This window comes from Chitinophaga sp. W3I9, assembly GCF_050434025.1.
Classification (GTDB): Bacteria; Bacteroidota; Bacteroidia; order Chitinophagales; family Chitinophagaceae; genus Chitinophaga.
In genome coordinates this window covers 3,578,864-3,604,225 of the sequence record NZ_JBNPWC010000001.1, presented here as the reverse complement: position 1 = coordinate 3,604,225, position 25,362 = coordinate 3,578,864, and the positions used below count along the sequence as shown (strand labels likewise).

The following is a 25,362-nucleotide window of genomic DNA, read 5'->3' as shown; positions in this document are numbered from 1 at the left end:
CAATTTAATTTCCTTTAGAACCCAACCCTGATAGTGCCTGCAATGGAGCGTACCATCGGCAGAAATCCTTCTTCACCGGAGAAGGCCGTGTTATTGGAGTTGTTGGAAGCAGGATTGTAATTAAAAGGCAATGAATTGTACAGGTATAGTAAGTCGCGGCCAATAATCGCCACGCTGAGATTATTCAGCATCAGCTTCTTGCAGAGTGCCGGTGAAAACTGGTACGCCAAAGACACCTGTCTCAAAGAAATCCAGGAATTCTTTTTGATCCAGTAATCGGAAACACCGGTAGAAGAAGAACCATAGCGATAATAAAACTGCGGGGCATGCGTAGGTTCCACAAAACCTTTTTCATAAGCCTGCTGATAGGTCATGCCGCCTACATTTACCTGTGAGCCATCGGGCATGGTCACCATCTGGCCTTTGGCAAATACGCCGTCGGGAATAAGTCCGTCGTCGTAGGTTTGCTGATCATACTTGCTGGTCCAGGTGATGCCGCCATGTTCTGCATCCCTTCCCTGGAGCGTGTTGGGCAATACGCCGGTATGTGTGCCATAGCGATAGGTAAGCAGTACAAAGTCACCGCCAAATTTGCCATCCAGTAATACGTTCAGCGAAAGATTTTTAAACCGGAAAGTATTGCTCCATCCTGCTCGGAACTTTGCATTGATATCACCTACATCCTGCAGGGTGTTGCTGCGGGCAGGAAATCCGGCGCGTGCATCGGAGCGCCAGGCCAGTTCAGGTTTGCCGTTATTGGGATCGGCTACCGGGTTGCCGTTGGCGTCGGTGGCCTGGTATGCTTTTGAATGGATGGTAGTACGGAGGGTACCGTAGGATTTACCTACAATAGCCCAGGTACTGATTTCTCCTACATTAGCTTTCAGGTCGTACTCTGTTCTGCCGGGGTACAGCGATTTAATGAGGTTCCTGTTGAGAGAGTAGTTCACGCTGGTGTTCCATTCAAAGCTGTTTGTTTTCACTGGTGTTCCATCGATCATCACTTCCAGGCCCCTGTTCTGGATATTTCCGGCGTTGATGATAATGCCTTCCAGTCCGGATTCCGGCGGAGTGCCAATATCGAGGATCTGGTTTTTGGTATTATCCTGGTAAACAGATACATCAAAGCCTACCCGGCTTTTGAAGAAACGCATTTCCATACCCAGTTCCTTAGCTACTTTTCTTTCGGGTTTCAGATCGGGTACCAGTGCAATAAATTTACCGGTAAGCGGATCAGGGTACCGGCTGTAAGTAGAGATGGGCAGGTCCAGACCGCCGGAAGAAGTGTAACCGTTAAACGCAAATCCGGGGTTAATATTAAAAGGATCGGTATCATTACCCAGTCCGGCGATATTACCTCTTAACTTACCATAGGAAATCCATGCAGGCAGTTTAAAGGTTTCGGAGAACAGCCAGGAAACGCTGACAGCCGGGTACTGGTAAAAGAAATTACCGCTGCCATCTGTATAGGTGAGCGCGGATGACCAGTCGCCGCGGAAGGTACCCTGTACAAACAGCTGGTTTTTCCAGGCCAGGTCCACGCTTGCATAAATAGAGTTAAAGGCTTTCTTACTTTTCAGCCCGCCTTCTGCTCTTGGCTTCTCTACAGAGTTTGCCAGGAAGTAATTGCCGGGGTAACTGAGTCCGCCTACTGTTTCGCTGTAATTGTAGGTAGTTTGGAAACGTTGGGTTTCACCGCCTATGTAACCGCTGAGGTCAAGATCTTTCGTGAGGGTTTTATTAATGGTTCCCATCCATTTAAAGAAATAACTTTCTTTGCTCGTATGTCCAAGACCGTATAAGCCACCGGTGAAATTCTGTCCCTGTCCCAGTTCTTTGTTTTCATTTTTGGTGTACAGGTTATTTACGTTGCCTTCCAGTACCAGGTTAGCCCAGGGGGTGAGCTTAGCGGTAATGGCTACACGCCCGCGGATGGTTTGCTCATTCTGGAAATAATCGTTTTCATATAAATTAAACCAGAAGCGGGATTCCGGCGACTTGTTCGTTTCATTAGGATCTGCCGGGTTGGGAGCGCCGCCGAGTGCGCTGGTGTAATGTGCTTTTTGCATCCAGTAACGCGTATCATAGTTACGTGGCAGGATCCAGGTAAACAGTTTACCGAAGTTATAGGAAGCAAAGGCATCCAGGCCACCCAGCCGTGGCGGGTTCCTTCCGGTGAAGTAGGTGTAGTTGGTGCTTACATCAGCGCTCAGGAATTTATTGATCACATGGGTAACGCGTGCTTCCACGCTGTTTTTGAGCAGGCTGTTTTTAGCTACAATACCTTCGCTCTGGTCGCGGGTGTAGGACACGCGGAAGGTGGAGCGGTCGTTACCGCCATCTAGCGACACGTTGGTAGCGGAACCATGACCGGTTTGAAATGCGTCGAGGAAATTATTGGGTTGCGCTACATATTTTGTGGGGGTGCCGTCGTAGTTGATAACGTCCTGGCCGGCAAAGCGGGGTCCCCAGTTCTCCAGTTCCCGTCCTATCTGCCGGTCGATATACGGCTTACCGGTGGCCGGGTCTGTGGGGAACACCTTTGTTCTCCATTGTTCGTTCGGTTTGTAATTGGGATCGCGGTTATCAGTAAAAAAATTGCCTACGGTGCCACCGCCGAATTCATTCTGGAAGTCGGGGCCGGAGTAAGGTTTGAATACATTAAACGTCTGACTAACGTTAATGCCTAAACCTTTTCTTTCATGTCCTTTTTTGGTAGTGATGAGGATGACCCCGTTGATAGCGCGGGAACCGTATAACGCGGCAGCGGATGATCCTTTGAGCACGGTAACAGACTCAAAGTCTTCCATGTTCAGGTTCTTCAGGTCATTACCAAAGTCGCGGCCCGTACCGCTGAACGTGCCATTATCGACGATTACGCCATCTATCACAAAAATGGGCTGGTTGTTACTACGGAGGGTGGAGTTACCGCGGATCACTATCTTGGTGCTTCCAAAAAGTCCGCCTGCGCCCTGGTCGATCTGCACGCCGGCTACTTTTCCCTGCAGGGCATTCACCGGGTTTACTTCATTGGTCATGGCCAGGTCGCCGCCTTTAATTTCAGTTGCCGAAAAGCCCAGGCTCTTTTTAGCTTTGGTGATACCCAAAGCGGTGACTACTACTTCTCCCAGCTGTTTGTTGTCTTCCACTACGGTGACGTTGATAGTGGTTTGGTTGTTAATGGGAATTTCCTGGCGCAGGTAGCCGATGGCATTAAAGACCAGTACGCCATTGGCCGGTGCGCTGATGGAATAGTTACCGGCTGCATCGGAAACGCTGCCTGTTTTAGTACCTTTCAGTAATACAGAAACGCCAGGTATGACTTCCTTTTTGGTGGAAGTAATTGTTCCGGTGACTTTAATGTTTTGGGCAAAGGCTGCAGCAGTACAGCAGAGCATCAGGTATAAAGAAAATGTTCCGCGTTTGCAGGAACGTAAACAAGTCCACATACATGTGAGTTTTAAGGTTGATAATACTTATGCTATTGACTGATTTGAATTGCGCGATTTGTTCACTTGCTTATGATGGTTGATTACAGTAACGGTTGATAATTTGCTTATAACTATAACGGCTGAATTGGTCAATTGTTCATTGTTGCAGAAGTGTTCCTGCTATTTTTTCACACGTCGCCAGGTACATTGAGATTTTTGTAAAAGTAATCTAAAGCCAACTATCAACGTCAACTTTTATCTATTCACTTTTAAATACAATGTGTCATGTTTACAACCATTTCCCGTCCGGACCTTTATTGTCCATATCCTCAGCGCCTGCATCCGCAGGTACATGAAGCGGATGCACATACCACCGGTTGGGTGCATACTTTTCATCTTGCTACAGACGAAAGCTCCTGGAATGCTTATCATGATCAGAAGTTCACCTGGATGGTAGCCAGGATGTTCCCGGATGCACCGTTTTTTTCGCTATGTATTGCGAGCGATTTTAACACGCTTCTTTTTTTGTGGGATGATCATCTCGATGCGCTGGCGCCTAATGAATTCAACACCGGCTTTGAGCGTATGGCGCATCACATGATGCAGATCCTGCAGACCGGCCGGACGTTTACGCTGGACAGCGGCGGTCCCCTGCTGGCTGCCATGAGCGATATCTGGCAGCGGATGTGCCGGATCAGCAACCGGGCCTGGCAGGCGCGTTTCGCCCGCAGCCTGAAAGATGCCTTTACTGCCAATTTGTGGCGTATGCAACACGTGGATCATGCCCGCAATATTTCCCTGAAAGATTATATGCGCTTTCGCCCCCAGATCGGCGGCGCTAACTTTTTCCTGGAACTGGCTACCCTGATGAGCGCCATCCATCTGCCCGCCGATCTGCGCGCCAACCCGCAGGTAAAAAACATGGGATTATATTGCAGCCGTACCATTTGCTGGGCCAACGATCTCTACTCCTTCTCGAAAGAATCAGAACTCGGCGATGAACTGAACCTGGTTATGCTGCTGAAACATCACCAGCAGCTTACGCTGGACCAGGCGGTAGAACAGGCCGTGAAGATCCACAACTCCGAAGTTGCATTGTTCAACAACACCGCCGATGTGCTCACCGCTGTATGCGCAGCTGGCGTGCGGCCGGTACTGGAAAAGTATATTTTAACGTTGGGACAAATGATGAAAGGCAACATCGACTGGAGTGGTAAAGATACTACCCGCTATCAGTACGTATATGCGTAACTATTGGAACAACACTTTATTTACGGTGCTGTTCAACAGTTTAAGATCAATAGGTTTAGAGATATATTCCCTGGCGCCCGCGCCGAGCATATCATCGATCGACTCCTGGAATGCATCGCCCGATACGGCGATCACCGGAATATTTTTTAAAGCAGGTATATCACCGAGCAGTTGAAGGGTATCTTTCCCGCTAAGTCCCGGCATATAACTATCTATGAAAATAAGATCCGGTTTTTCATCCATTGCTTTGTTAATACCTTCTGCCCCGCTGCCGGCCACTATGGTAGTGAAGCCGAGCCTGCGCAGAAAGCTGGACAATACCAGCTGGCTCATCTCATTATCATCAATTACCAGGCTTTTCAGCCCTTTATGGAGCGTTAACTCCATCCAGCCTCCCTGGGCAGGCGACGGCGCCGAACTCACCGTTAATGGCAACCGCACAATAAAGGTGGCTCCTTCTTCCGGTATACTGGTAACAGTAATCTTTCCACTCATCATTTCCACATATTTTTTTGTGATCGGTAATCCAAGACCCGTTCCTTCAAAATCGCTTTTACCTGATTTAAACGGTGTGAACAGGGTCACCAGGTCCGCTGCAGGAATACCCTGGCCCTGGTCCTTTACCATGAACTGCCAATGTGCTTCTTCGCACAAAACGCCAACTGAAATCAGGCTGTTGGTGCGGGTAAATTTGATGGCGTTAAACAGCAGGTTATTCAGTACCTGTGCCAGTTTGTTTTTATCTGCCAGTATATAGCAGGGCATATCTTCTGCAATATCTGCCCTGATCTTTATTCCCCGCAGATCAGCAATGTATTGGTATACGATGATCTTGTCGGAAATCAGTTCGCGGATATTAAATGATTCGGGATGAATGGCATGGGCTGCGCCGTCTTCTATTTTAGAAATGGCCAGCACATTATTGATGATCTGTAAAACATTATGCGTAGCGGAATACAGGTGCTCTATTTCCGGGCGGATATCACTATAACGTTCCTCTTTCTGCGCTTTCATCATCAGATCCTGGCTGATACCGTAAATGGCATTCAGCGGGTTCCTGATTTCATGGCTGGTTTCCCTGACAAAGATCGTTTTCTCATCCGTTGCTTTTGCCAGTTTTATATTGAGCGTTTTTAGTTTTCTTACATACAGGAAGATAGTAGCTACATCCAGCAAAAGTATAGCCGGTAGCGTTATCCAGCGGATGATAAATTGCTGGCTATGCCCCATTTCCATGGGAGTGATCAGTGTGTAGTAATAATTGATTTCGCAGGCCGTTACCGACACCACCGCCACCACGATACTGGCTACCACCAGCGCGCGTGTTCTGAAAATCATGAGCGACGCCCCGAGCAGGAACAGGAATAACAGGTGTACTTCCGTTAACATGCCCATTACGGCGCTGAAATAAACGATGGCGATATTGTTAATGGCAATGAAGGCGATGCTGGCTAAAACGGGTTTATTTACAGCGTTAAGGAAAAATACGCCGAGGAAAAGTCCGGCTTCTATATAAGCAGGGATCAGCAGGTCAAATTTCCCGGTGCCCATGTAAGCAAGGATGCCGAATAAAAGGCAAAGCGTGGTGGTAACAACAGAAAAAGTATTAACCATCCTGGTCACCTTTGCCAGCGATTCCTCCTGGCGGAAGGTTCCGGTATTTACAACACGGTGAAAAAGTTGACCGATGTTCATATGGCTATATTTTGAGAGGCATTCGCGGGATAGCTGACAAAGCAATACAGTTGTAAAATCAGTTATATCACATTCATAATCCTATTGCAATTTAGTGATTATTTATTTCCCGGAACCTTTCACTTTCAACAGGCTGGCATTAATGGCTACCACCACGGTGCTTACTGTCATCAACACCGCTCCTGCAGCGGGGCTCAGCATAATTCCCTCTTTATAAAGCACGCCGGCGGCCAATGGCAGCGCCACAATATTATAACCCGTTGCCCAGGCGAGGTTCTGGATCATTTTCCCGAAAGTGGCCTTACCAAATAAAATCAGGTTTACTACGTCTTGCGGGTTGCTGTTCACCAGTACGATGCCGGCCGTTTCTGCCGCCACATCGCTTCCGCTGCCGATGGCAATACCCACGTTGGCCTGCGCCAGCGCGGGGGCGTCGTTGATACCGTCGCCGGTCATGGCTACAAACTCGCCCTGTTGCTGCAATGCTTTAATCTTATCCAGTTTCTGGTGCGGCAGCACTTCAGCAATATAGCTGTCCATACCAAGCGTCTTACTTACGCTTTCTGCTACCACTTTGTTATCGCCGGTGAGCAGCACCGTTTTGATCCGGTTTTCCTTCAGCGTGGCAATGGCGCCTGCCGATTCCGGCCGGATCTGGTCCGCCAGCGCAATAAAGCCCGCTACCTTGTTGTCCTTTATCACATATACCAGGGTTTCTCCCGGCTCAATGTTGGCGGTAGCGGCATCCCTGAACTCTTCGGCCACATAACCCGGACTCACCACCTGCACTTCTTTCCCGGCAATATTGCCGGTGATACCTTTCCCGGTGATGGCCGTTACATTTTCCGCCGCCGGCGGGGTAAGCTGCATTTCTTTTGCTTTACTTGTAATCCCCGTAGCAATGGGATGTTCGGAACTGCCTTCCAGCGCAGCCGCCATTTCCAGGATCTCTTCTTTGGAAATACCCTGCTGCAATGAATCAAACCTCACCACTTCAAAACGGCCTACGGTGAGGGTACCTGTCTTATCAAAAACAATAGTGGTAATCTTCCTCGAATTCTCAAAGTCGGTGCGGTTTTTTATGAGCAACCCATGCCTTGCGGATAAAGCGGTGGATTTCGCAATTACCAGCGGCACCGCCAGGCCCAGCGCATGCGGGCAACAGATCACGATCACCGTTACCATGCGCTCTATGGCAAACGACAACTCCCGGCCGCTCAACCACCAGTATAAGAAAGTGGCAATACCGGATAAAATGGCAATTACTGTAAGCCAGCGCGCGGCTTTGTCGGCCAGCAGCTGGGTTTTCGAACGGGATTGCTGCGCATCCTGCACCAGCTTCACTACCTGCGAAAGATAGGAGTCGGCCACACCATGCGTAACAGTGACCCTGATAGCGCCATTGCCGTTGATAGAACCGGCAATTACTTTATCGTTCGCCTGCTTTTCCACCGGTTTGGATTCGCCGGTAAGCATACTTTCATTCAACGACGTGTTGCCTTCCAGGATGGCACCATCTGCAGCCACTTTCTCCCCGGGCTTTACCAGGATAACATCTCCCGCTTTCAGTTCCGCGGTTTTTACATCCATCACATGATTGCCATGTACCAGGTGCGCTTCATCCGGCATCAGCTGCACCAGCAGCTCCAGCTCCCGCGAGGCGCCCATCACCGATTTCATTTCAATCCAGTGTCCCAGCAGCATGATTAGGATCAGGGTGGTAAGCTCCCAGAAAAAATCCATGCCGGGCAAACCGAATACGGTAGCCACGCTGTACACGTAGGCTACCGTAATGGCAAAGCCGATGAGCGTCATCATGCCCGGTTCCCGGCTTTTCATTTCCTCCCACCACCCCTTCAGGAAAGGCCATCCGCCATAAAGAAACACAACAGAAGATAATACCAGCAAAACATATCCATCTCCCGGAAATGTAAAAGAAATGCCCAGCCAGTGCTGAATCATTTCCGATAGTAACATTACCGGTACCGTCAGCACCAGCACTACATAAAAACGTTTCCTGAAATCGGCGATCATCATGGCATGATGATCGTGATGTGCACCGTGATTCATGGATGCATGCGCATGCTCCATTTTCATGGTGTTGTGCTGATGCTGATGTTCCATTGCTGCTTGTTTTAATAGCTTAATGTAATACCTGCGCCGAGTCCCATGTCACTGTCGTAGTGCGTGGAAAATGCAAAGTTCTTTGTAACAATGTACCGGAACCCCGCCATGTATTCTTTATCGGTGTTCACCATAAAACCAAAACGTAACCTTCTTGTAAGTGGCACATCCTCTCTTGTTAACTGCACCCTTATTTTACCATCTGTGTCTACAGAAGCATCTGCCACGATCAGCATGGGTAAAGTGTATTCCACGCCCACATGAAATACCTGCCTGAAATCCTTTGTATTTTTCTGGCCGAAGAGATTTTTCTCCGGTTCATCCATTTTGTGGTAACGCACGTCCCAACCGATGTAAGGGAACAGCCATTGGTTCTTACCGAGATATCTTCCGAAATGGCTTTCACTTTCATAACCATCCCGGTCGTTTAACCCTACACGCCATTCGGTAGACAAACGGTAACGGCTATTCGCAACTACGATTTCACCATCACTACCGGTGCTTTCCAGCCCTACGCGCGCCATCGGGTACAACATGCGGTCGTCTTTCTTCAACATACGGTATGCCCTGGCAGGGTCCGGCACTTCCGGGTTTGGTGGTGAATTTTCGTAACTAAACACCCGTCCCATGCCACTCATCATGTGATACAAAATGTGACAGTGGAAGAACCAGTCACCGCTTTCGGTAGCGGCAAACTCAATCGTATCCACTTCCATTGGCATAATGTCCAGTACGGTTTTCAGCGGCGAGTATTCGCCCTGTCCGTTCAGCACCCGGAAGAAATGCCCGTGCAGGTGCATGGGATGCCGCATCATGGTGTTGTTGTACAACACGATCCGTACAATTTCGCCTTTTTTTATTAAGATCTTGTCTGTTTCAGATACTACTTTGTTGTTGATACTCCATACATAACGGTTCATGTTCCCCGTTAGTTCAAAATGCAGGAGTTTAACGGGGCCGGGCGGCAGCGTTGTTTTTTCCGGCGCCCGCAGCATACCGTAGTTCAGGGTTACGATATCTCCGGCAGTGCTATCCATTTGCATGTTTTGCATATCATGACCTGCGTGTTTCACCCGCTTATCATCACCGGTGATTTCAGGATACATGACCGTGTTCATATCCATTACCTGGTTACTCATTTGCATACCAGTGCTGGTATCGAGGTTGCCATCCATTTTCATCATATCATTCATCATCTTCATGCCTTCGAAATACTTCAGGCGGGGTAAGGGCTTTGCCGGCATCTTCATGCCCTGGCCCAGCCACAGCGAAGTGGAGCGGGTACGGTCTTCCGCAGTGGCAAGGAACTGATACTGCATATTATCCGGGATGGTCACTATTACGTCGTAGGTTTCAGATACGCCCACGAGGAGCCTGTCTACTTCCACGGGTTCCACATCGGCGCCGTCATTGGCCACTACGGTGAGTTTCCCGCCGGCATAGTTCAGCCAGAAATAAGTGGAGGAGCTGCCGTTTATGATGCGTAACCTTACTTTATCACCGGCTTTAAATTGCGGCTGTTCATCTGTTTCTTTACCGTTCGACAGGAAGCGTTCGTAATATACATCGCTCACATCCATTGCATTCATGCGTTTCCATTCATTGGTCACTTTTGTTTTGAAATGCTTATGCTGTATGGCTTCGGCGTAGCTCTGCACCGATCCTTTTTTGATGGCGAACCAGTCGTTGGCGTTGTGCAGGTACCGGTTTACGGTATGCGGATGCATATCGGTCCAGTCGCTCAGCAATAACGTATATTCTTTAGCGGTAGTTTCTTTCCGTTCATGGAAAACAATTGCGCCATACATACCGCTTTGTTCCTGGAACATCGTATGGCTATGGTACCAATAGGTGCCGTGTTGTACCACGGGAAAGCGGTAGAGGTGTGTTTCACCGGCTTTAACAGGCCGCGTGGTCAGATAGGAAACGCCGTCGTACTGATTGGGTAAGATGAGCCCATGCCAGTGTATAGACGTTTCTTCTTTCAATGTGTTGTGTACATAAATCTCTGCAGTGTCTCCTTCTGTAAAGTGCAGGACGGGTCCGGGGATGGTGCCGTTGATAGTAAGTGCATGGCTCATTTTACCGGAGTAGTGTACCATGCTGTCGCCTACGTATAAATCGTAGCGGACTACCTTTGGCGCAGTGTTTAAAGAAGCCTGTGCAGCAACCATACTACACAGGCTCATCAATGTTATATACAGGAATACTGCTTTCATACGAATGATTAAAGACTATTTAATGGTATCGCTTACCTTACCACAGGTAAGCATCTGGTTGCCGTAGTAAGGATTTTTAACAGCATTGCTGCTGCTTAACCAGTAAGCCTTTTTCATAGGGCAGTATTCCTGGTATACCGGCTGTGCGGAAAGCGGTGTAGCTTTTGCGAGCTGATAGAAATTATCAGAGAATGTTTTGAAATGTTCGCGTTGTTTACTGATATCTTTTGCTTCAGCTATTGCTTTTGCATCCGCCGTGAGCTTTGCTGCCAGCGGCATGTAGGCATTGTGAACAGCAGGCGGCATGGATGACATATCAACCTGGGCGGCGGCTTTTACAAACTCATCTGCTTTGGCGGCTGCCACTTCCGCATTGCTGCTCACGAGTGCATCTTTAATATTGTAGTATAAAGAAAGTAAGGGAGATAACTGTGTGGAAACAGTTTTATCCTGTGCCATACCCTGTTGCATAAATGCAGCCACCAATACGATGCCTGCCATTAATATTTTTTTCATGTCTGTTAGTTTTTACTTGTGGATAATATACTCCATGCTGCCTGTTATTACGATAAGGCGTCTGCCTTATAACCGGCTTTTTCTATCGCCACCCTGATTTCGCTTTTATCCAGGTTTTCTTTTGTAACGGTGAGTATTTTGTCGGGGCTGGCCAGGTCTACTTCCCAGTTATCTGCGCCCACCAGTTTATTTAATACAGGCGTTACCGTTGCAATACATCCGGAGCATTTGATGTTGGTTTTGAATTGTGTTGCGTTCATGTTGATTCTTTTATCTGGTGATGAATAATTAATTTGATGATGTAAAATTACGATGCCCGGGAGGCGGGACTGTTATACAATTCATGCTATCTTTTACATAATTCTTATGGCCGTGGCTGGGCCTCTTTTTAGGGGTACATGCGTCATTTTTACCGGCTTCTCCTGAAAAATTATAAAATAATGCCTGTCTTCCTTACATTTATACGCACATGATTCAACAGGGGCGTACCCCACAATACAGACAATACCACAATTATGAAAAAAAACGTTTTATTACTGGCGGCAACCATGATAAGTTCCCTCAGTTTTGCCGATGTCCGTTTACCCAACGTTTTCGGCGACAACATGGTGTTACAGCGCGACAAGCCAATCCCGGTATGGGGCTGGGCCGATAAAAATGAAAAGGTCACTATCCGGTTCAATCAACAGGAAAAAACGGTAAAGGCCGATAAGAACGGTAAATGGAAGGTATTCCTGCAGCCGGAAAAAGCAGGCGGCCCCTATACCCTGTCCGTAAAAGGCAAAAATGATATCAGTTTTCACGACATCCTGATGGGCGACGTATGGATCTGCAGCGGGCAATCGAACATGGAATTCCATGTAAACGGCGTAACCAATGCCAATAAGGAAATTGCCCAATCCGCCAACCCTGCCATCCGGCATTTTTACCTGCCCAAAGCGATGTCGGTGACGCCGCTGGATGATGTGAATAAAAGCGCCTGGTTACCGGCCTCACCGGAAAACACGGCCGATTTCACGGCAGTAGGCTACTTCTTTGCCAAAGCATTGAATGAACAAACACACGTACCTATCGGGTTAATACATACTTCCTGGGGCGGCACCATCGTGGAAACCTGGATCAGCAAAGAGGGGCTGACCAGCAGCGACGAGTTCGGCGACATGATGCAACGCATTCCCACGCTGAACATGGACTCCTCTGCCATCGCCGCCAAAAACAGGCAGCAACAGCTTATCCAGAATTTACAGGGCGGCCTGCCCAATGCCGCCACCGTGGCCACCTGGTCTGCCGCTAATACGGATGACCAGTCCTGGAAAAAAATGAAAGTCCCCGGCCTCTGGGAAGAGCAGCTGCTCCCCGACTTCGACGGTATCGTATGGTTCCGTAAAAGCTTCCAGGTATCTGCAGCAGATGCCGGCAAACCAGCGGAACTCAGCCTGGGCACCATCGACGACAACGATATTACGTACATCAACGGTACACAGGTAGGCAGCACCAAAGGCTATGATGCCGCCCGTACCTACCACATCCCGGCCGGTGTTTTAAAAGCCGGTACTAATGTAATTGCAGTAAGCATAGAAGATAATACCGGCGGAGGTGGTTTTTATGGAGATGCAGAGAATATTTTTCTGCAAACAGCCGGCCAGAAGCAATCCCTTACGGGCGACTGGTCCTTCCGCATCCAAAAGGCGCTGAACCCCGGCACCGCCGTTGGCCCCAACAGCTACCCATCGTTGCTGTTTAACGCCATGATTAACCCGGTACTGCCTTTTGCCATTAAAGGCGCCATCTGGTACCAGGGCGAAAGCAATGCCGACCGCGCCTACCAGTACCGCAAAGCCTTCCCGCTGATGATCAGCGACTGGCGCCGGCTGTGGCACCAGGGCGACTTTCCCTTTTACTTTGTACAGCTGGCCAGCTTCAACTCCAGCAACGGCACCAGCCAGAAAGGCAGCAAGTGGGCGGAGCTGAGAGAAGCCCAAACCCTCACCCTGCAGGTACCTAATACCGGCATGGCCGTTACTACCGACATCGGCGAATCCAAAGATATCCATCCAAAAAACAAACAGGATGTAGGCAAAAGGCTGGCAGCCGTAGCATTACATGACACCTACGGACAAAACAACGTTTTCAGCGGCCCCATATACCAGTCCATACAGGTAAACGGCAACAAGGCAACCCTCAGCTTTACCAGCACCGGCAGCGGCCTTATGGTGAAAGATAAATATGGCTATATCCGCGGATTTGAAGTAGCCGGCGCCGACAAGCAATTCCACTACGCCAAAGCATTCGTTGACGACGATAAAGTAGTAGTGTATGCAGACGAAGTAAGCACGCCGGTAGCAGTACGTTACGGCTGGGCAGATGATAACCTGGAAGACAACCTCTTTAATAAAGAAGGCTTCCCGGCAGCACCTTTCCGCACTGACACCTGGAAAGGCGTGACCGAAGAAGTGAAGTACAGCGTGAAATAATGCAGCGTAGGTTGTCTTACTCAGGATTAAACTTATTTCACTGATTACGCTGATTTGATCACTTTTTGATTTTAATGGATTTTGGGAGATATAAGCGGATATTTTCGCTTATATCTCCCAAAATCTTTTAAAAGATATAATCAGTAAAATCAGCGTAATCAGTGAGAAAGACAAAATCCGCGTTTCCGCTTCTATCTCCCCGAATCTTTTAAAATCAAAAAGTGATCAAATCAGCGTAATCAGTGAAATAAGTTTAATCCTGAGTAAGACAACCTACGCGCCGAACGTGATTCAGAGCAGCGACGGCGCCGGCAGCAGGTCTGTTGCTTTGCCGGTTGCCACATCGGCCAGGGTTTGGATCAGTTTTCGTACCTGCATTTCCGTGGGTAGGTCGGTGATCACGCCCTGGCCGTTGATTTTTGTTCTTACCGAGGAGATAACGAGTTGCGCTGCCTCAGCGATCTTTGACTCGATGATCAGTAAGGTGCCGAGCAGCGACTGGTGCGCTTTATGGCCGGAAGTGCCGGCGGTGATCAGGGCGACGGGCTTTTTGGAGAAGTGCATGGAGGAGACGGTCCAGTCGATGGCATTTTTAAGTGTTCCCGGCACACCAATAGCATATTCCGGGGTGCATATCAGCACGGCATCGGCGGCGGCGAGTTGTGCCCGGAAATGTTGCACTTCCTCCGGTGCGCTGTTGACGTCCATGTCCTGGTCGGGATTAAAATGCGGGATGGTGGTGAGACTTTCCACCAGTTGTACCGTAAAGGTGTCCCTGCCCAGTTCCGTGATCGCTTTTATAAGATGGTGATTGGAAGAAGATTGCCGGGTGCTTCCACAGATAGCCAGCAGTTTTATCGGTTGTGTCATATAAGTATTGTTCATTGGCTTGCAAATTAAGCGGATTCTCCTGATATCGCCTTCGGCGATATTAAATTGTCTTGGAGCAGGATTACACTGATTTTACTGATTACGTTGATTTTACTTTTTGGATTTTATAAATGATTTTGGGAGGTATAAGCGGATATTTTCGCTGATATCTCCCAAAATCATTTATAAAATCCAAATGATCAAATCCGAAAAATCAGCATAATCAGTGTAATCCTGCTCCAAGACAATTTAAAGTCGCCGAAGGCGACGCGGCCATCTCCCCGAGATTTTAAGAATTATTCTCCGGAAAAAAAATATATTTGTCGAACCACGTTCCGGATATCAACTAAGAGAAGAATTCCATGTATAATGAAACTGAATTACTGACCAACATCGCGGCAGGAGATGAAGCTGCCTTCAAACAACTTTTCGAACACCATAGAAAGAAGCTCTATCACTATGTGCTGGCTGTTACCAAATCAAGGGAGGTAGCGGAGGAAATTGTGATTGACGTATTCCTGAAGTTGTGGACGGGCAGGGAGCTGATCACCCATATCCAAAATATGGACGCGTTCCTGTTCAAGGTGGCTTACAATAAAGCGATGGACTTCTTCAAGCTGGCCGCTAAAAATGCCAGGCTGCAGAAACTGGTGAGCGAACAAATGGAGGCCCACCAGGAACAAAGCGCCGACTACAGCCTGTTGAACAACGAATGCCGGGAGATATTGAACAACGCCTATAAACAATTGTCGCCCCAGCGCCGCCTCATGATCACCCTGAGCCGGGAAAAGGGCATGACGCATGAAGAAATAGCCACAGAACTGAATTTATCCCGTAACACCGTTAAAAATACCATCACCGACAGCCTGAAGATCATTAAGCAATACCTGCTGAATAACCATATTACCCCTTTTGTGTACCTCCTGCTGCTGTCAGATTTATTTTCTGACTGATTAGTACTACCCCCTCCTTTTTGTCGTCATTGCAGTTATATAACTGGCATATGTCGTCTAATCCGTTAAGATTAAAACTATTACTGCAAAAATACCTGTCCGGCGACTGTAGTCCGCAGGAGCTGGAAGAGTTCTGGGCATTGATGGCGGAGCTGTCGGAAAACGACCTTGTTTCGCAGGAGCTGGCAGCGCTCTGGGAGCGTACGCCCCGGCCGGCGCAGGAGCCTGCGTGGGAACAATTGTATACAAAGCTGCAGGGAAAGATCCGGGAGGGGGAGGTTGATATGCTCAAGGTAATGACGGTAAGGCGCAATCCCTTCTACAAAAGGATGGCCGTTGCCGCCGCTGTACTACTGGCGGTGCTCAGCGCCTGGTGGCTGCTGCCGGTTACAAAGCCCGTTCCTACACTAACCGCGGCACTTCCCAAAACGCAGCAGTCGTCCAATAAAATAATTACCCTCCCTGATGGCAGCGTGGTGACGCTCAATGAAAACAGCCAGCTGGATTATCCTGCCGCCTTTGATGGAGGTAGCAGGGAAGTATACCTGAGAGGAGAAGCTTTTTTTGAAGTAGCGCACGATAAAAACAAACCGTTCCTGGTGCATACCGGCGCCATAGTGACGCGGGTGCTGGGAACCTCCTTTAATATCAGGGCTGCGGGGGATGCCTCGCCAATAGCCGTTACCGTTACTACCGGCAAAGTACAGGTGCAAAAAGCTAATAACGCCGTGGTAGCAGAACTGCTGCCCGGTGATCAGTTAATACTGGACAAGGCCGCCATTGCCCCTTTGGTGACCAAAGCCAATATGAAAGAAGTGCTGGTCTGGAAAAAAGACGAGCCGGTATTTGAAGATATTTCCTTTGAAGCAGCGATTCCACTTATCAACAAATATTATGGTATTGATATCCGGTTCAGGGATGAATCCCTGCGCGTTAAAAAATTCACCGGTAATTTTATCAACGATCCCATGAAACAGGCGCTGGATGTGATTTGCGAGCTAACACACGCTCAATGGGAAAAAGGACAAGACAGTATAATCTGGCTGGATAAACGATTTTAAAAAAAGGCTATACTAAGGACTAGTTAGTATAGCCGGTTGTCTTAAACATTTCGGTAAACATTTAAAAACTACCCAAAGGTATGAAATTTCTTATCAGGGGAAGGCTACGCCTTTTCCCAAAGCGAACGTTTGCGTATTATATGAAACTAAGTTGCTTACTCGCCTCTGCTTTTCTTTTCGGCATCAATATGCTGATTGCTGCTCCCGGCAAAGCGCAGCGATTGGAAGAAGTAGACGTTACCGTAAACCTGAAACGGCAATCCCTGAAGGAAGGTATTAAGCAAATCCAGCAGCAAAGCGCCTTTAAGTTTGCTTATGTTGCCGCACAGCTCTCTCCCTATGATGATATTACTTTGCCCGCGGAACGAAGATCCGTGCTGCAAACACTCAACCTGCTGCTGGAAAACACCGCCCTTACCTGGTCGCTGAATGCCAATACCATTGTGATCACCGAGAAGCGGGTGGCAGATCCTACGCTATCCTCTGCGCGCGTGATCACCGTTAGTGGAAAAGTGACCGATGAAAAAGGCAGCGGGCTTCCCAATGTTACCATCACCATCAAAAACGGTGGTGGCGGGGCTATTACCGATGTTAACGGGCATTTTACCGTCCGGGTACCGGATGAAAAAACCGTTCTTGTTTTTAGTATGATCGGGTATACTTCCGTGGAAATTGCCGCCGGCAGCGCTACCCCGCTGAACATCATCCTGAAGGAAGAAACCCGCTCGCTCAATAATGTGGTGGTAGTGGGATACGGCACCCAAAAGAAACGGAATGTTACCGCCGCCATCGCCTCCGTGCCTATGGCCGAAATGCGTGACATGCCTATTTCCAATGTGGCCACCGGTATGCAGGGAAAAATTCCCGGCGTGATCGTGCAGCAAACAGGCGGCGCCCCGGGTGCTACCCCCGCCATAAAAGTACGTGGCTTCGGCTCTATCAGCGCAGGTACCAACCCGCTGATTGTAGTGGATGGCAATATTGTGGACGCCAGTGTGTTCAGCAATTTCAACAGCAACGATGTGCAAAGCATTGATGTGCTGAAAGATGCGTCCTCCACTGCGATCTATGGCTCCAAAGGCTCCAACGGTGTGCTGATCGTAACCACCAAACGCGGTAAATCCGGCAAAACAAGGTTTAACGCCGACGTATATACGGGATTCCAGGAGCTCTCTAAAAAGATAGATGTGCTCAACTCGCAGCAGTTTGCAGAGTTCTCCAAAGAAGCCTCCAATAATGCTTACCTCGATAACGTACCCGGCGCCAATATATCAGACCCCAACAGTGCGCGCCCGTCTTCGTATTTGCGTTACCGTTATCCACGCGGCGATCTGTTTGAGTGGTTCAACTTCGACGATCCGCAGAAGGTAGCCGCCATGCCTACGTATGATTACCAGGATATGATTTTTCGCAAGGGAATGATCAACAACTACCAGGTAACCGCCAGCGGCGGCAATGATAACGCGCAATACCTGGTAACCGGTGCCTACCTGAAACAGGATGGCATCATTGAAAAATCCACACTCGACCGGTACTCCATCCGTGCGAACGTAGATATCAACGTGACCGACCGTTTCAAGCTGGGCGCCAATATCAACCCGGTATATAAAATCCAGAACGATGTAAACAGTGATGGTCACTGGGCTAACAACGGTATTATCAATGCGGCCTTATCTGCAGTACCAATGACACCTGTCTGGAACGCCGACCATAGCGCTTACACCTCGCAAACCGCACTGGCCGTGCCTTATGGCTGGCCTGGCATCACCAACGCCGTAGCCAATATCACGGAAAATCCGAATGAGCTGATCACCACCAATTTGCTTACCAACGTGTATGCATCGTACCAGTTCCTGAAAGATTTCAGTTACCGCGCTACCGGTAACTTCAACGTAGGCTCCACCAGGAGAAATGCCTATAAAACATCCCGCATGCCGCTGAACCAGATCTTGCCGCCTACACAGGCCGTGGGTGAAGCGTCTTCTGATCAAACCACCAGTTGGCTGTTTAACCAAACCGTAAACTATACTAAAGCCACCGGCCCGCATAAGATCGATGTGTTGCTGGGTATGGAGGCCTATAAATACCAGTACCAGAAAAGCCAGGCGATTGGTACCTCTTACGCCAACGACGTAGTGCCTACACTGAATGCTGCAGGGTTGCCGAGTACCGTCACTTCTTTCAGAACTGCCAATACTTCCACCTCCTACTTTGGCCGTGCTACCTATAATTACAAAGAAAAGTACATCGCCAATGTATCCCTGCGTGCAGATGGATCTTCCATCTTCGGCAGCCAAAACAGGTGGGGCGTATTCCCCGCGGGTTCCGTGGGATGGGTGTTGACAGAAGAACCATTTATGAAAAACATCCCGGTGATCTCCAACGCCAAACTGCGTGTGAGTTACGGGCTGGCAGGTAATAACCAGTTCTCCGGTGACTATCCTTACCTCGCTACACTGGAAGCAGATAACTACAGTTTCAACAACTCGCTCGTAAATGGTTTGGGCGCAGCCTCGCTTGGCAATCCTGAACTGGGCTGGGAAAAAAGCAAACAGTTCGACGCCGGCATTGACCTCGGCTTCTTCCATGAAAGGATCGGTATTGGCATCGACTACTATAAACGAAATACCAACGACCTGCTGCTGGCAGTAAATGTGCCTACCATCACGGGCTTCAGCACCGCTGTTAAAAATATTGGCGCTATTGAGAATAAAGGCTGGGAGTTTTCCCTCGCCACCCGGAATCTTACCGGCGCCTTTACCTGGAATACCAACGCAACGCTTTCCTTTAACCGCAATACCGTGGTGGCACTGGGTCCTACGGGAGATCCCATCCGCAGTAATTCCGGTGTAAATGAAACCAATATCACGATAATCGGCAAACCGATCGGTAATATTTATGGATACAAACAGATAGGCATCTTCCAGAACCAGGCCGACCTCGACAAATTTCCACACGACATCACTTCCAGACCTGGTGATGTTAAGTATGAAGATGTAAATAAAGATGGAAAGATCACAGCTGACGACCGCACCATCATTGGTAACAGTCAGCCTGATTTTATTTACGGCCTCACCAACACCTTCCGGTATAAAAACTTCGACCTGATGGTGGCCATACAAGGCCAGCAAGGCGGAGAAATCCTGAACCTCAGCCGCCGCTTCTTTGAAAACGTGGAAGGCAGCGCTAACCAGCTCACCACGGTGTTGAACCGTTGGCAGTCGGCCGACAAACCAGGCAACGGCATCATTCCCCGCGCCAATCAGCGCACCACCGGCAACAACAACGCCATCTCCAGCCGCTGGGTGGAAGATGCTACCTACCTGCGTATCCAAAACGTGAGTATCGGTTACCAGCTGCCGGAAAAAATATTACAGCACATCCGCCTGCAACAGGCCAGGATCTATCTCTCGGCTCAAAACCTCTACACGTTTACCGACTACCTGAACTATAACCCGGAAGTAAGTAATTACGAAGGCGCTTTAACCAGCGGCGTAGACTATGGCCGGTATCCGCTGGCCAGAACATTTGTAGTTGGGGTAAATATTGGATTCTGATCTTGCTAAAAAATTAAAGAACATGCGCACAAATTATATATACATATTCCTCGCAGCAGCTGTTTCATTTACGGCCTGCAAAAAGAGCTTCCTGGAGCAGGTCCCGCCCTCCACGGCCACTACGGAAAACTTCTACAAAACAGCAGACGATTTTAAAAATGCACTCAATGCCAACTATGGCTCCTTGCAGTCGGGCGGCGTATTTGGCAACGCTTATATTTATGGTGATATCCCATCCGACAATAACTTCCCGGTGCCTTCCGGCTCTGTAACAGACCAGGATGAATTTGACCGCTTCTATATCAAAACTACCAATCCTTTTGTGGCCGCCCGCTGGAACGACAGCTACAAAGCCATTTCCCGCAGCAACACCATCCTGTCGAGGATTGCGCCGATAGCCATGAGTGATTCATTGAAGAAGCGCTTCTCCGCAGAAGCGCAGTTTCTCCGTGCGCTAGTGTACTTCAACCTGGTGCGTTCCTTTGGTGATGTGCCTTTGGTGGTAACAGAAATCACCAATGCCGACCAGGCATATGAATATACCCGTGATCCAGCAGCCAGCATATACGCACAAATTGAAGCCGACCTGAAAGCCGCTGAAGCCGCATTGCCGGTGAGTTATACCGGCGCCGATATAGGCAGGGCTACCCGTGGCGCGGCTAAAGCCTTGCTGGGAAAGGTATTGCTCACGCAACATAAATACCCCGATGCTGCTGCAAAGCTGAAAGAAGTGATCAACTCCGGCACTTACGCCATATTGGATAAATATGCCGACGTTTTTGATGTAAGCAAGAAAAATAACAAGGAATCTGTTTTTGACGTACAATATAAATCAGGTGGCGTAAAAGAAGGCAATCCGCTGCCTAACTCTTTTGCTCCTGAAAACTCCGGTGATGCGGTAGTGAAGTTTGGCGGCGATGGCAATAACCAGGTTACTCCTGATATGGAAAGCGCCTACGAAACCGGCGACACCAGGAAAGGCTTTTCTATGGCTACTTCTTATGTAAATGCCAGCGGAGCTACCGTAAATTATTATTTTGTAAAGAAGTACTTTGATGTACCTGCCACCAAGAACGATAATGGTAATAACTTCCCGGTGATTCGTTATGCAGATGTATTATTGATGTATGCGGAAGCCCTTAATGAAATAGGCTACCAGGGCGGTGGTGAAGCATTCACTTACCTGAACATGATCCGCAAAAGAGCAGGACTCGCAGAAAAAACGGCCGCCAACGTGCCTGACCAGGCATCGTTCCGGCTGGCAATAGAAAATGAAAGACGGGTGGAATTCGCGTTTGAAGGTCACCGTTGGTACGACCTGGTGCGCACCGGCAGGGCGATTCCGGTACTCAACAGTAAAAAAGCACAGATCAGGTTAGTAGCGGACCTTACCAGCGACAACCTCGTAATACCAGTACCACAAAGCCAGATAGATATTAACAAGGATAAGATCAAACAAAATAAAGGATATTGATGGTACGTAAAACCGTTTGTACTTTTTTATGGTTAACAGCTGGTATGGCAAGTGCTTTGGCACAAACCAGCCAGCTGTTGGCTTATGTAGACCCGTTCACCGGCACTTCCAAAAGCACCACCCTCACCGCCCTGGCGCATGGCGCCGGCACCGAGCAGCTGGCCAATACGATTCCCGCGGTGGGCACACCTTTTGGCATGACGCAGTGGACCCCGCAAACCAGGCTCACCGAACAGAAATGTGTGGCGCCGTATTATTACACGGACTCTCTTTTCAGTGGCTTCCGCGGCACACACTGGCTCAGCGGTTCCTGTACACAGGACTACGGCAGTATGACCGTTATGCCCGTTTGCGGCGAACTCAAAACCACACCTGACGGTTACGCCTCAACGTTTTCAAACACCGGTGAAACAGCCTCGCCCGCCTGCTACAGCACATTACTGGGCAAAGACAAGATACACGCAGCCATCACTGCCACCGCGCGTTGCAGCATGATGCAGTTCAGCTTCACCAAAGAGGACGACTGCTATATAGTGATCAGGCCCAACAGCGACCGGGGCAAAGGCGCCGTGTATATCGACCGCCGGCGGCAGGAGATCTCCGGCTATAACCCCGCGTTCCGCATTTACCAGGGACAGGGACAGCCAGCAGGATTCAGCGGCTACTTCGTGGTGCAGTTTGAAGAAGTATTTAGTGATGCAAAAGTATTCCGCGACAACACCGTTCTGGCGGAAGACAGTATCAAAGACTATGCAGGTATCGGCGCTGCTGTAAAATTCAATGTGCATAAAGGCAGCGTGATAAGGTTACGTGTAGGCACTTCCTTTACCAGTATTGACGCGGCCAGGGAAAATCTTGCATCAGAAATCAGTCACTGGGATTTTACCGCACAAACAAAAACTGGCGCCGATATATGGAATAAAGCGCTGGGGAAAATTGAAGTAACCGGTTCTTCCGAAAAAGATAAAACAATCTTTTATACGGCATTGTATCATACCATGCAGCACCCGCGCCTCTTCAATGATGTAAAAGGCACCTACCCTGCTTTTGCGCAATCTTACCAGGTGAAACAACTGGCTTCCGGCAATTACTACGACGACTTTTCCATGTGGGATATATACCGTGCGCAACTCCCGCTGTATGAAATACTGGACACCACATTGATTAACGACCTGGTACGATCGCTGATCCTGAAAGGGCAACAGGGTGGCTGGCTGCCAATCTTCCCCTGCTGGAATAATTACACTGCCGCTATGGTGGGTGATCATGCCATTCCATTTATTGCATCTGCCTATAACAAAGGCATCCGTAATTATGATGTGGAAGAAGCGTATCGCCTCATGCGGCAAAATGCTTTTGACACCGCTGCCATAGCTGATTATAAAGAAGGCAAGGGCCGCAGGGCTTTATCTTCTTACCTGAAATACGGATATGTACCTTTGGAAGATAACGTGCCGTATGCTTTTCACAGCCGTGAGCAGGTATCGCGCACACTTGAATATGCGTTTGATGACTACGCGCTATCTACCATCGCGAAGGCACTGCATAAGCAAAAAGATTATGCTGCCTTAACAAAAAGGGCCGGCAATTATGCCAATGTATTTGATCCGCAGCTGGGAGATGTAAACGGCCGGTACGCCTCCGGCAAATGGTATGAGCATCCCGACCGGGACAAGAAAATGTTTTTTATTACCGAGGGAACGCCACGGCAGTATGGGTTTTATGTACCGCATGATATTCCCGGTCTTATTAAATTAACCGGTGGAAATAAAAAATTTGAACAGGCGCTGGATAGTCTTTTTTTAAACCAGCAATACTGGCATGGCAATGAACCCGGTCACCAGATCCCTTTCCTGTATAACTACGTAAACGCGCAAACGAAAACCATTGCGCATACCCGTGAAATCAGGGCCATGGAATACGGCGTAGGTCCGGGAGGGTTATGCGGCAATGACGATGCCGGCCAGATCAGTGCCTGGTATGTATTTGCCGCGATGGGATTTTACCCGGTGAACCCCGTGGCGCCGGAATATGCCGTCACCATTCCCACTTTTGAGCGTATTGTCATTCATACCGGTGCGCATACCACTACCACCATCCGTGTGGAGGCTAAAGGCACGCCTGTATCCATTGGCGCCATAAAAAAGGATGGAAAGCCATACAGTACCACGCGCCTGTTGCACACCGACCTGATGAAAGGCGGCGTATTTGATATTTACTCAATCCCCGGCGGGCAATAATCCTTACTCGCAGCGGAAACTACTCCATAGCCCGTCCATCTGCTTCCAGATCGCATGGGACGCCTGCTGCGGGGAAATTTCAAAGAAGAGGGCGGTACGCTGTTGCGATTCGCAATTGCTTACATGTATGGTACAGTGCAGCACAATGGGGCGCTGTACCATATAGTTTAACATCCGGATAGTGCCGCCGTAGGTTTCCACATCTCCTTCCAATGTTTTTACTTTTTTGATATCGACGACCGTAGGAACCTGTTTTTCCGCGGATATCCGGCGGCCGATAACGTTACGTTTTACCAGGCCATTGTAATAAGCGGTGAGATAGGTATTCAGCGTAGCCGCGTTTACCACGGGCTTATCTTTCAGCCACCAGAGGAAAGCATACGACCAGTGTTCCGCGCTGGTGCTGTCGCCCCATCCTGGTGCAAAGCGGATATCTTCCACACCTTTATAGCGGATCTCCGGGGCAAAGTCCACCGGCACCTGGAAATGTTCTGTTCCCCAGCCCTTCGGCTTGTTCAGCTTATAAGGTGGTTTCCAGTTTACCGGGTCAAAAATATCCAGTGTACGTTTGATCCATTGGATACATTCCGTTTCATCTACAATAGAAAATGCCTCTGCGTAACGGGCGCCGTTGATGCGTTTACCGGGTTGCGGTGAAGCGATGAACTCCGCTTCTCCGTTGCCGGCCAGCAGTAGCCTGCTTATCAGTTCGGTGGCATCGGGAATATAGGTATCATACAAGCTGTTGCGGCGTTCCTTCAGCAGCCACGCGATGTCCGTATCATAATACACGCGCACGGGTACACGTTGCAGGTATTGCTCATTGCCGGCAGCCGTGTCTTCCCGGTTGAACGGTGAAAGGGCGCGGTAGCGTTCCGGGCGCGCCGTTGGCGTACCAATTTCGCGGGTCATTTTATCAAGAATATAACCTGCGTCGCCCATTTGTCCGTCGGTTGTTTTTTTCCGGATTACCTGTTGGCACCACTGCCACAATCCATTCAGATCCACCGGGCCGCTGACAGTAAAAACGGCTTTGGGATGTACGGCATAGGCGGCGGGGAACTGCCGGGTTAATTCCGTATAGCGCAGCGCGATGTTGCTGGCATACTCGTATCCGGCCAATACAAATTTCGACGTATCCGCTTTGTATTTATTGGCCACATGCTGTATCACGGTGCTGATGCGGTTTACCACGGCGGTATCGGCAAACAGTTGTTCCTGCATAGAAACAAAAACAGTGAGCAGGTCGTTGGCACAGGCTACATTGTGTAGCTTTGTTTCCGGTACCAGGTTATCCAGCTGGTAGAAGTTAGACAGCACCACCACCACGCCTTTTATCTGATGGGACAGCGGCGGTACCGCGAGATAAAAATTGCCGGTACTGTCTTTTATATCAAAAACTACTTTTTCGATATACTGCGCGTTTGCGGATGATGCTGTAAAAAAAGCAGCCATTACAAGCAACGAAAAAAAACGGTTACGCATGATAGCGGAAAT

15 protein-coding genes are annotated in these 25,362 nt (G+C 49.0%); 7 read left to right on the top strand and 8 right to left on the bottom strand.

What is annotated here, in order from left to right; genetic code table 11:
• Nucleotides 1-14: 14 nt before the first annotated feature.
• The gene (locus tag QFZ51_RS14990; RefSeq protein WP_429046852.1) at nt 15-3,449 is read right to left on the bottom strand and encodes a SusC/RagA family TonB-linked outer membrane protein; all 3,435 of its coding nucleotides are present in this window, start codon (nt 3,447-3,449) and stop codon (nt 15-17) included.
• A gap of 267 nt (nt 3,450-3,716) precedes the next feature.
• Between QFZ51_RS14990 and QFZ51_RS14985 the strand changes: the two genes are divergently transcribed.
• Entirely contained in the window at nt 3,717-4,682 is a 966-nt protein-coding gene (locus QFZ51_RS14985; protein WP_429046851.1) for a terpene synthase family protein, read from the top strand.
• On the opposite strand, the gene QFZ51_RS14980 is transcribed toward QFZ51_RS14985, so the two are convergent.
• The 5 genes from QFZ51_RS14980 to QFZ51_RS14960 all read right to left on the bottom strand — a co-directional run bounded on the left by QFZ51_RS14980 (nt 4,683) and on the right by QFZ51_RS14960 (nt 11,496).
• The gene (locus QFZ51_RS14980) at nt 4,683-6,377 is read right to left on the bottom strand and encodes an ATP-binding response regulator (RefSeq protein ID WP_429046850.1); all 1,695 of its coding nucleotides are present in this window, start codon (nt 6,375-6,377) and stop codon (nt 4,683-4,685) included.
• A 102-nt stretch (nt 6,378-6,479) separates the two neighbouring features.
• Nucleotides 6,480-8,501: a copper-translocating P-type ATPase gene (locus QFZ51_RS14975; protein WP_429046849.1), complete on the bottom strand. Its 2,022-nt coding sequence runs from the start codon at nt 8,499-8,501 to the stop codon at nt 6,480-6,482.
• A gap of 11 nt (nt 8,502-8,512) precedes the next feature.
• Complete coding sequence (locus QFZ51_RS14970; RefSeq protein WP_429046848.1) at nt 8,513-10,720, bottom strand: multicopper oxidase domain-containing protein; 2,208 nt, start codon at nt 10,718-10,720, stop codon at nt 8,513-8,515.
• Nucleotides 10,721-10,735: 15 nt separating this feature from the next.
• On the bottom strand, nt 10,736-11,236 hold the full coding sequence (locus tag QFZ51_RS14965) for a DUF3347 domain-containing protein (protein WP_429046847.1): 501 nt from the start codon (nt 11,234-11,236) through the stop codon (nt 10,736-10,738).
• Between the two features lie 47 nt (nt 11,237-11,283).
• Nucleotides 11,284-11,496 (bottom strand): heavy-metal-associated domain-containing protein, encoded by a 213-nt coding sequence (locus tag QFZ51_RS14960; protein ID WP_370911476.1) that lies wholly within the window; start codon nt 11,494-11,496, stop codon nt 11,284-11,286.
• A 255-nt stretch (nt 11,497-11,751) separates the two neighbouring features.
• On the opposite strand from QFZ51_RS14960, the gene QFZ51_RS14955 reads away from it, so the two are divergent.
• Nucleotides 11,752-13,710 carry a sialate O-acetylesterase gene (locus QFZ51_RS14955; protein ID WP_429046846.1) on the top strand — a complete coding sequence of 653 codons (1,959 nt, stop codon included), beginning with the start codon at nt 11,752-11,754 and terminating at the stop codon, nt 13,708-13,710.
• 291 nt (nt 13,711-14,001) lie between these two features.
• On the opposite strand, the gene QFZ51_RS14950 is transcribed toward QFZ51_RS14955, so the two are convergent.
• On the bottom strand, nt 14,002-14,595 hold the full coding sequence (locus QFZ51_RS14950) for an NADPH-dependent FMN reductase (RefSeq protein ID WP_429046845.1): 594 nt from the start codon (nt 14,593-14,595) through the stop codon (nt 14,002-14,004).
• Nucleotides 14,596-14,942: 347 nt separating this feature from the next.
• Here QFZ51_RS14950 and QFZ51_RS14945 point away from each other — a divergent pair, with 347 nt between their 5' ends.
• From QFZ51_RS14945 to QFZ51_RS14925, 5 genes are all read left to right on the top strand, one after another.
• Complete coding sequence (locus QFZ51_RS14945; RefSeq protein WP_429046844.1) at nt 14,943-15,533, top strand: RNA polymerase sigma factor; 591 nt, start codon at nt 14,943-14,945, stop codon at nt 15,531-15,533.
• A 50-nt stretch (nt 15,534-15,583) separates the two neighbouring features.
• Nucleotides 15,584-16,594, top strand: a complete 1,011-nt coding sequence (locus tag QFZ51_RS14940; RefSeq protein WP_429046843.1) for a FecR family protein — start codon at nt 15,584-15,586, stop codon at nt 16,592-16,594.
• Nucleotides 16,595-16,734: 140 nt separating this feature from the next.
• Nucleotides 16,735-20,151 (top strand): SusC/RagA family TonB-linked outer membrane protein, encoded by a 3,417-nt coding sequence (locus QFZ51_RS14935; protein ID WP_429046841.1) that lies wholly within the window; start codon nt 16,735-16,737, stop codon nt 20,149-20,151.
• A 22-nt stretch (nt 20,152-20,173) separates the two neighbouring features.
• Nucleotides 20,174-21,625 carry a RagB/SusD family nutrient uptake outer membrane protein gene (locus QFZ51_RS14930; RefSeq protein ID WP_429046839.1) on the top strand — a complete coding sequence of 484 codons (1,452 nt, stop codon included), beginning with the start codon at nt 20,174-20,176 and terminating at the stop codon, nt 21,623-21,625.
• A 44-nt stretch (nt 21,626-21,669) separates the two neighbouring features.
• Nucleotides 21,670-23,865 (top strand): GH92 family glycosyl hydrolase, encoded by a 2,196-nt coding sequence (locus QFZ51_RS14925; protein WP_429046837.1) that lies wholly within the window; start codon nt 21,670-21,672, stop codon nt 23,863-23,865.
• A 3-nt stretch (nt 23,866-23,868) separates the two neighbouring features.
• Here QFZ51_RS14925 and QFZ51_RS14920 read toward each other — a convergent pair whose 3' ends face one another.
• Nucleotides 23,869-25,350, bottom strand: coding sequence for a hypothetical protein (locus QFZ51_RS14920; RefSeq protein WP_429046836.1), 1,482 nt, complete (start codon nt 25,348-25,350; stop codon nt 23,869-23,871).
• Nucleotides 25,351-25,362: the final 12 nt, after the last annotated feature.

Excerpts from the sequence above, each read along its gene's own strand:
- QFZ51_RS14960 (WP_370911476.1), bottom strand. The coding sequence starts at position 11,496 with ATGAACGCAACACAATTCAAAACCAACATCAAATGCTCCGGATGTATT.
- QFZ51_RS14955 (WP_429046846.1), top strand. The coding sequence starts at position 11,752 with ATGAAAAAAAACGTTTTATTACTGGCGGCAACCATGATAAGTTCCCTC.
- QFZ51_RS14930 (WP_429046839.1), top strand. The coding sequence starts at position 20,174 with ATGCGCACAAATTATATATACATATTCCTCGCAGCAGCTGTTTCATTT.
- QFZ51_RS14970 (WP_429046848.1), bottom strand. The coding sequence starts at position 10,720 with ATGAAAGCAGTATTCCTGTATATAACATTGATGAGCCTGTGTAGTATG.
- QFZ51_RS14925 (WP_429046837.1), top strand. The coding sequence starts at position 21,670 with ATGGCAAGTGCTTTGGCACAAACCAGCCAGCTGTTGGCTTATGTAGAC.
- QFZ51_RS14940 (WP_429046843.1), top strand. The coding sequence starts at position 15,584 with ATGTCGTCTAATCCGTTAAGATTAAAACTATTACTGCAAAAATACCTG.
- QFZ51_RS14985 (WP_429046851.1), top strand. The coding sequence starts at position 3,717 with ATGTTTACAACCATTTCCCGTCCGGACCTTTATTGTCCATATCCTCAG.
- QFZ51_RS14975 (WP_429046849.1), bottom strand. The coding sequence starts at position 8,501 with ATGGAACATCAGCATCAGCACAACACCATGAAAATGGAGCATGCGCAT.
- QFZ51_RS14950 (WP_429046845.1), bottom strand. The coding sequence starts at position 14,595 with ATGAACAATACTTATATGACACAACCGATAAAACTGCTGGCTATCTGT.
- QFZ51_RS14945 (WP_429046844.1), top strand. The coding sequence starts at position 14,943 with ATGTATAATGAAACTGAATTACTGACCAACATCGCGGCAGGAGATGAA.
- QFZ51_RS14990 (WP_429046852.1), bottom strand. The coding sequence starts at position 3,449 with ATGTGGACTTGTTTACGTTCCTGCAAACGCGGAACATTTTCTTTATAC.
- QFZ51_RS14935 (WP_429046841.1), top strand. The coding sequence starts at position 16,735 with ATGAAACTAAGTTGCTTACTCGCCTCTGCTTTTCTTTTCGGCATCAAT.
- QFZ51_RS14980 (WP_429046850.1), bottom strand. The coding sequence starts at position 6,377 with ATGAACATCGGTCAACTTTTTCACCGTGTTGTAAATACCGGAACCTTC.
- QFZ51_RS14920 (WP_429046836.1), bottom strand. The coding sequence starts at position 25,350 with ATGCGTAACCGTTTTTTTTCGTTGCTTGTAATGGCTGCTTTTTTTACA.
- QFZ51_RS14965 (WP_429046847.1), bottom strand. The coding sequence starts at position 11,236 with ATGAAAAAAATATTAATGGCAGGCATCGTATTGGTGGCTGCATTTATG.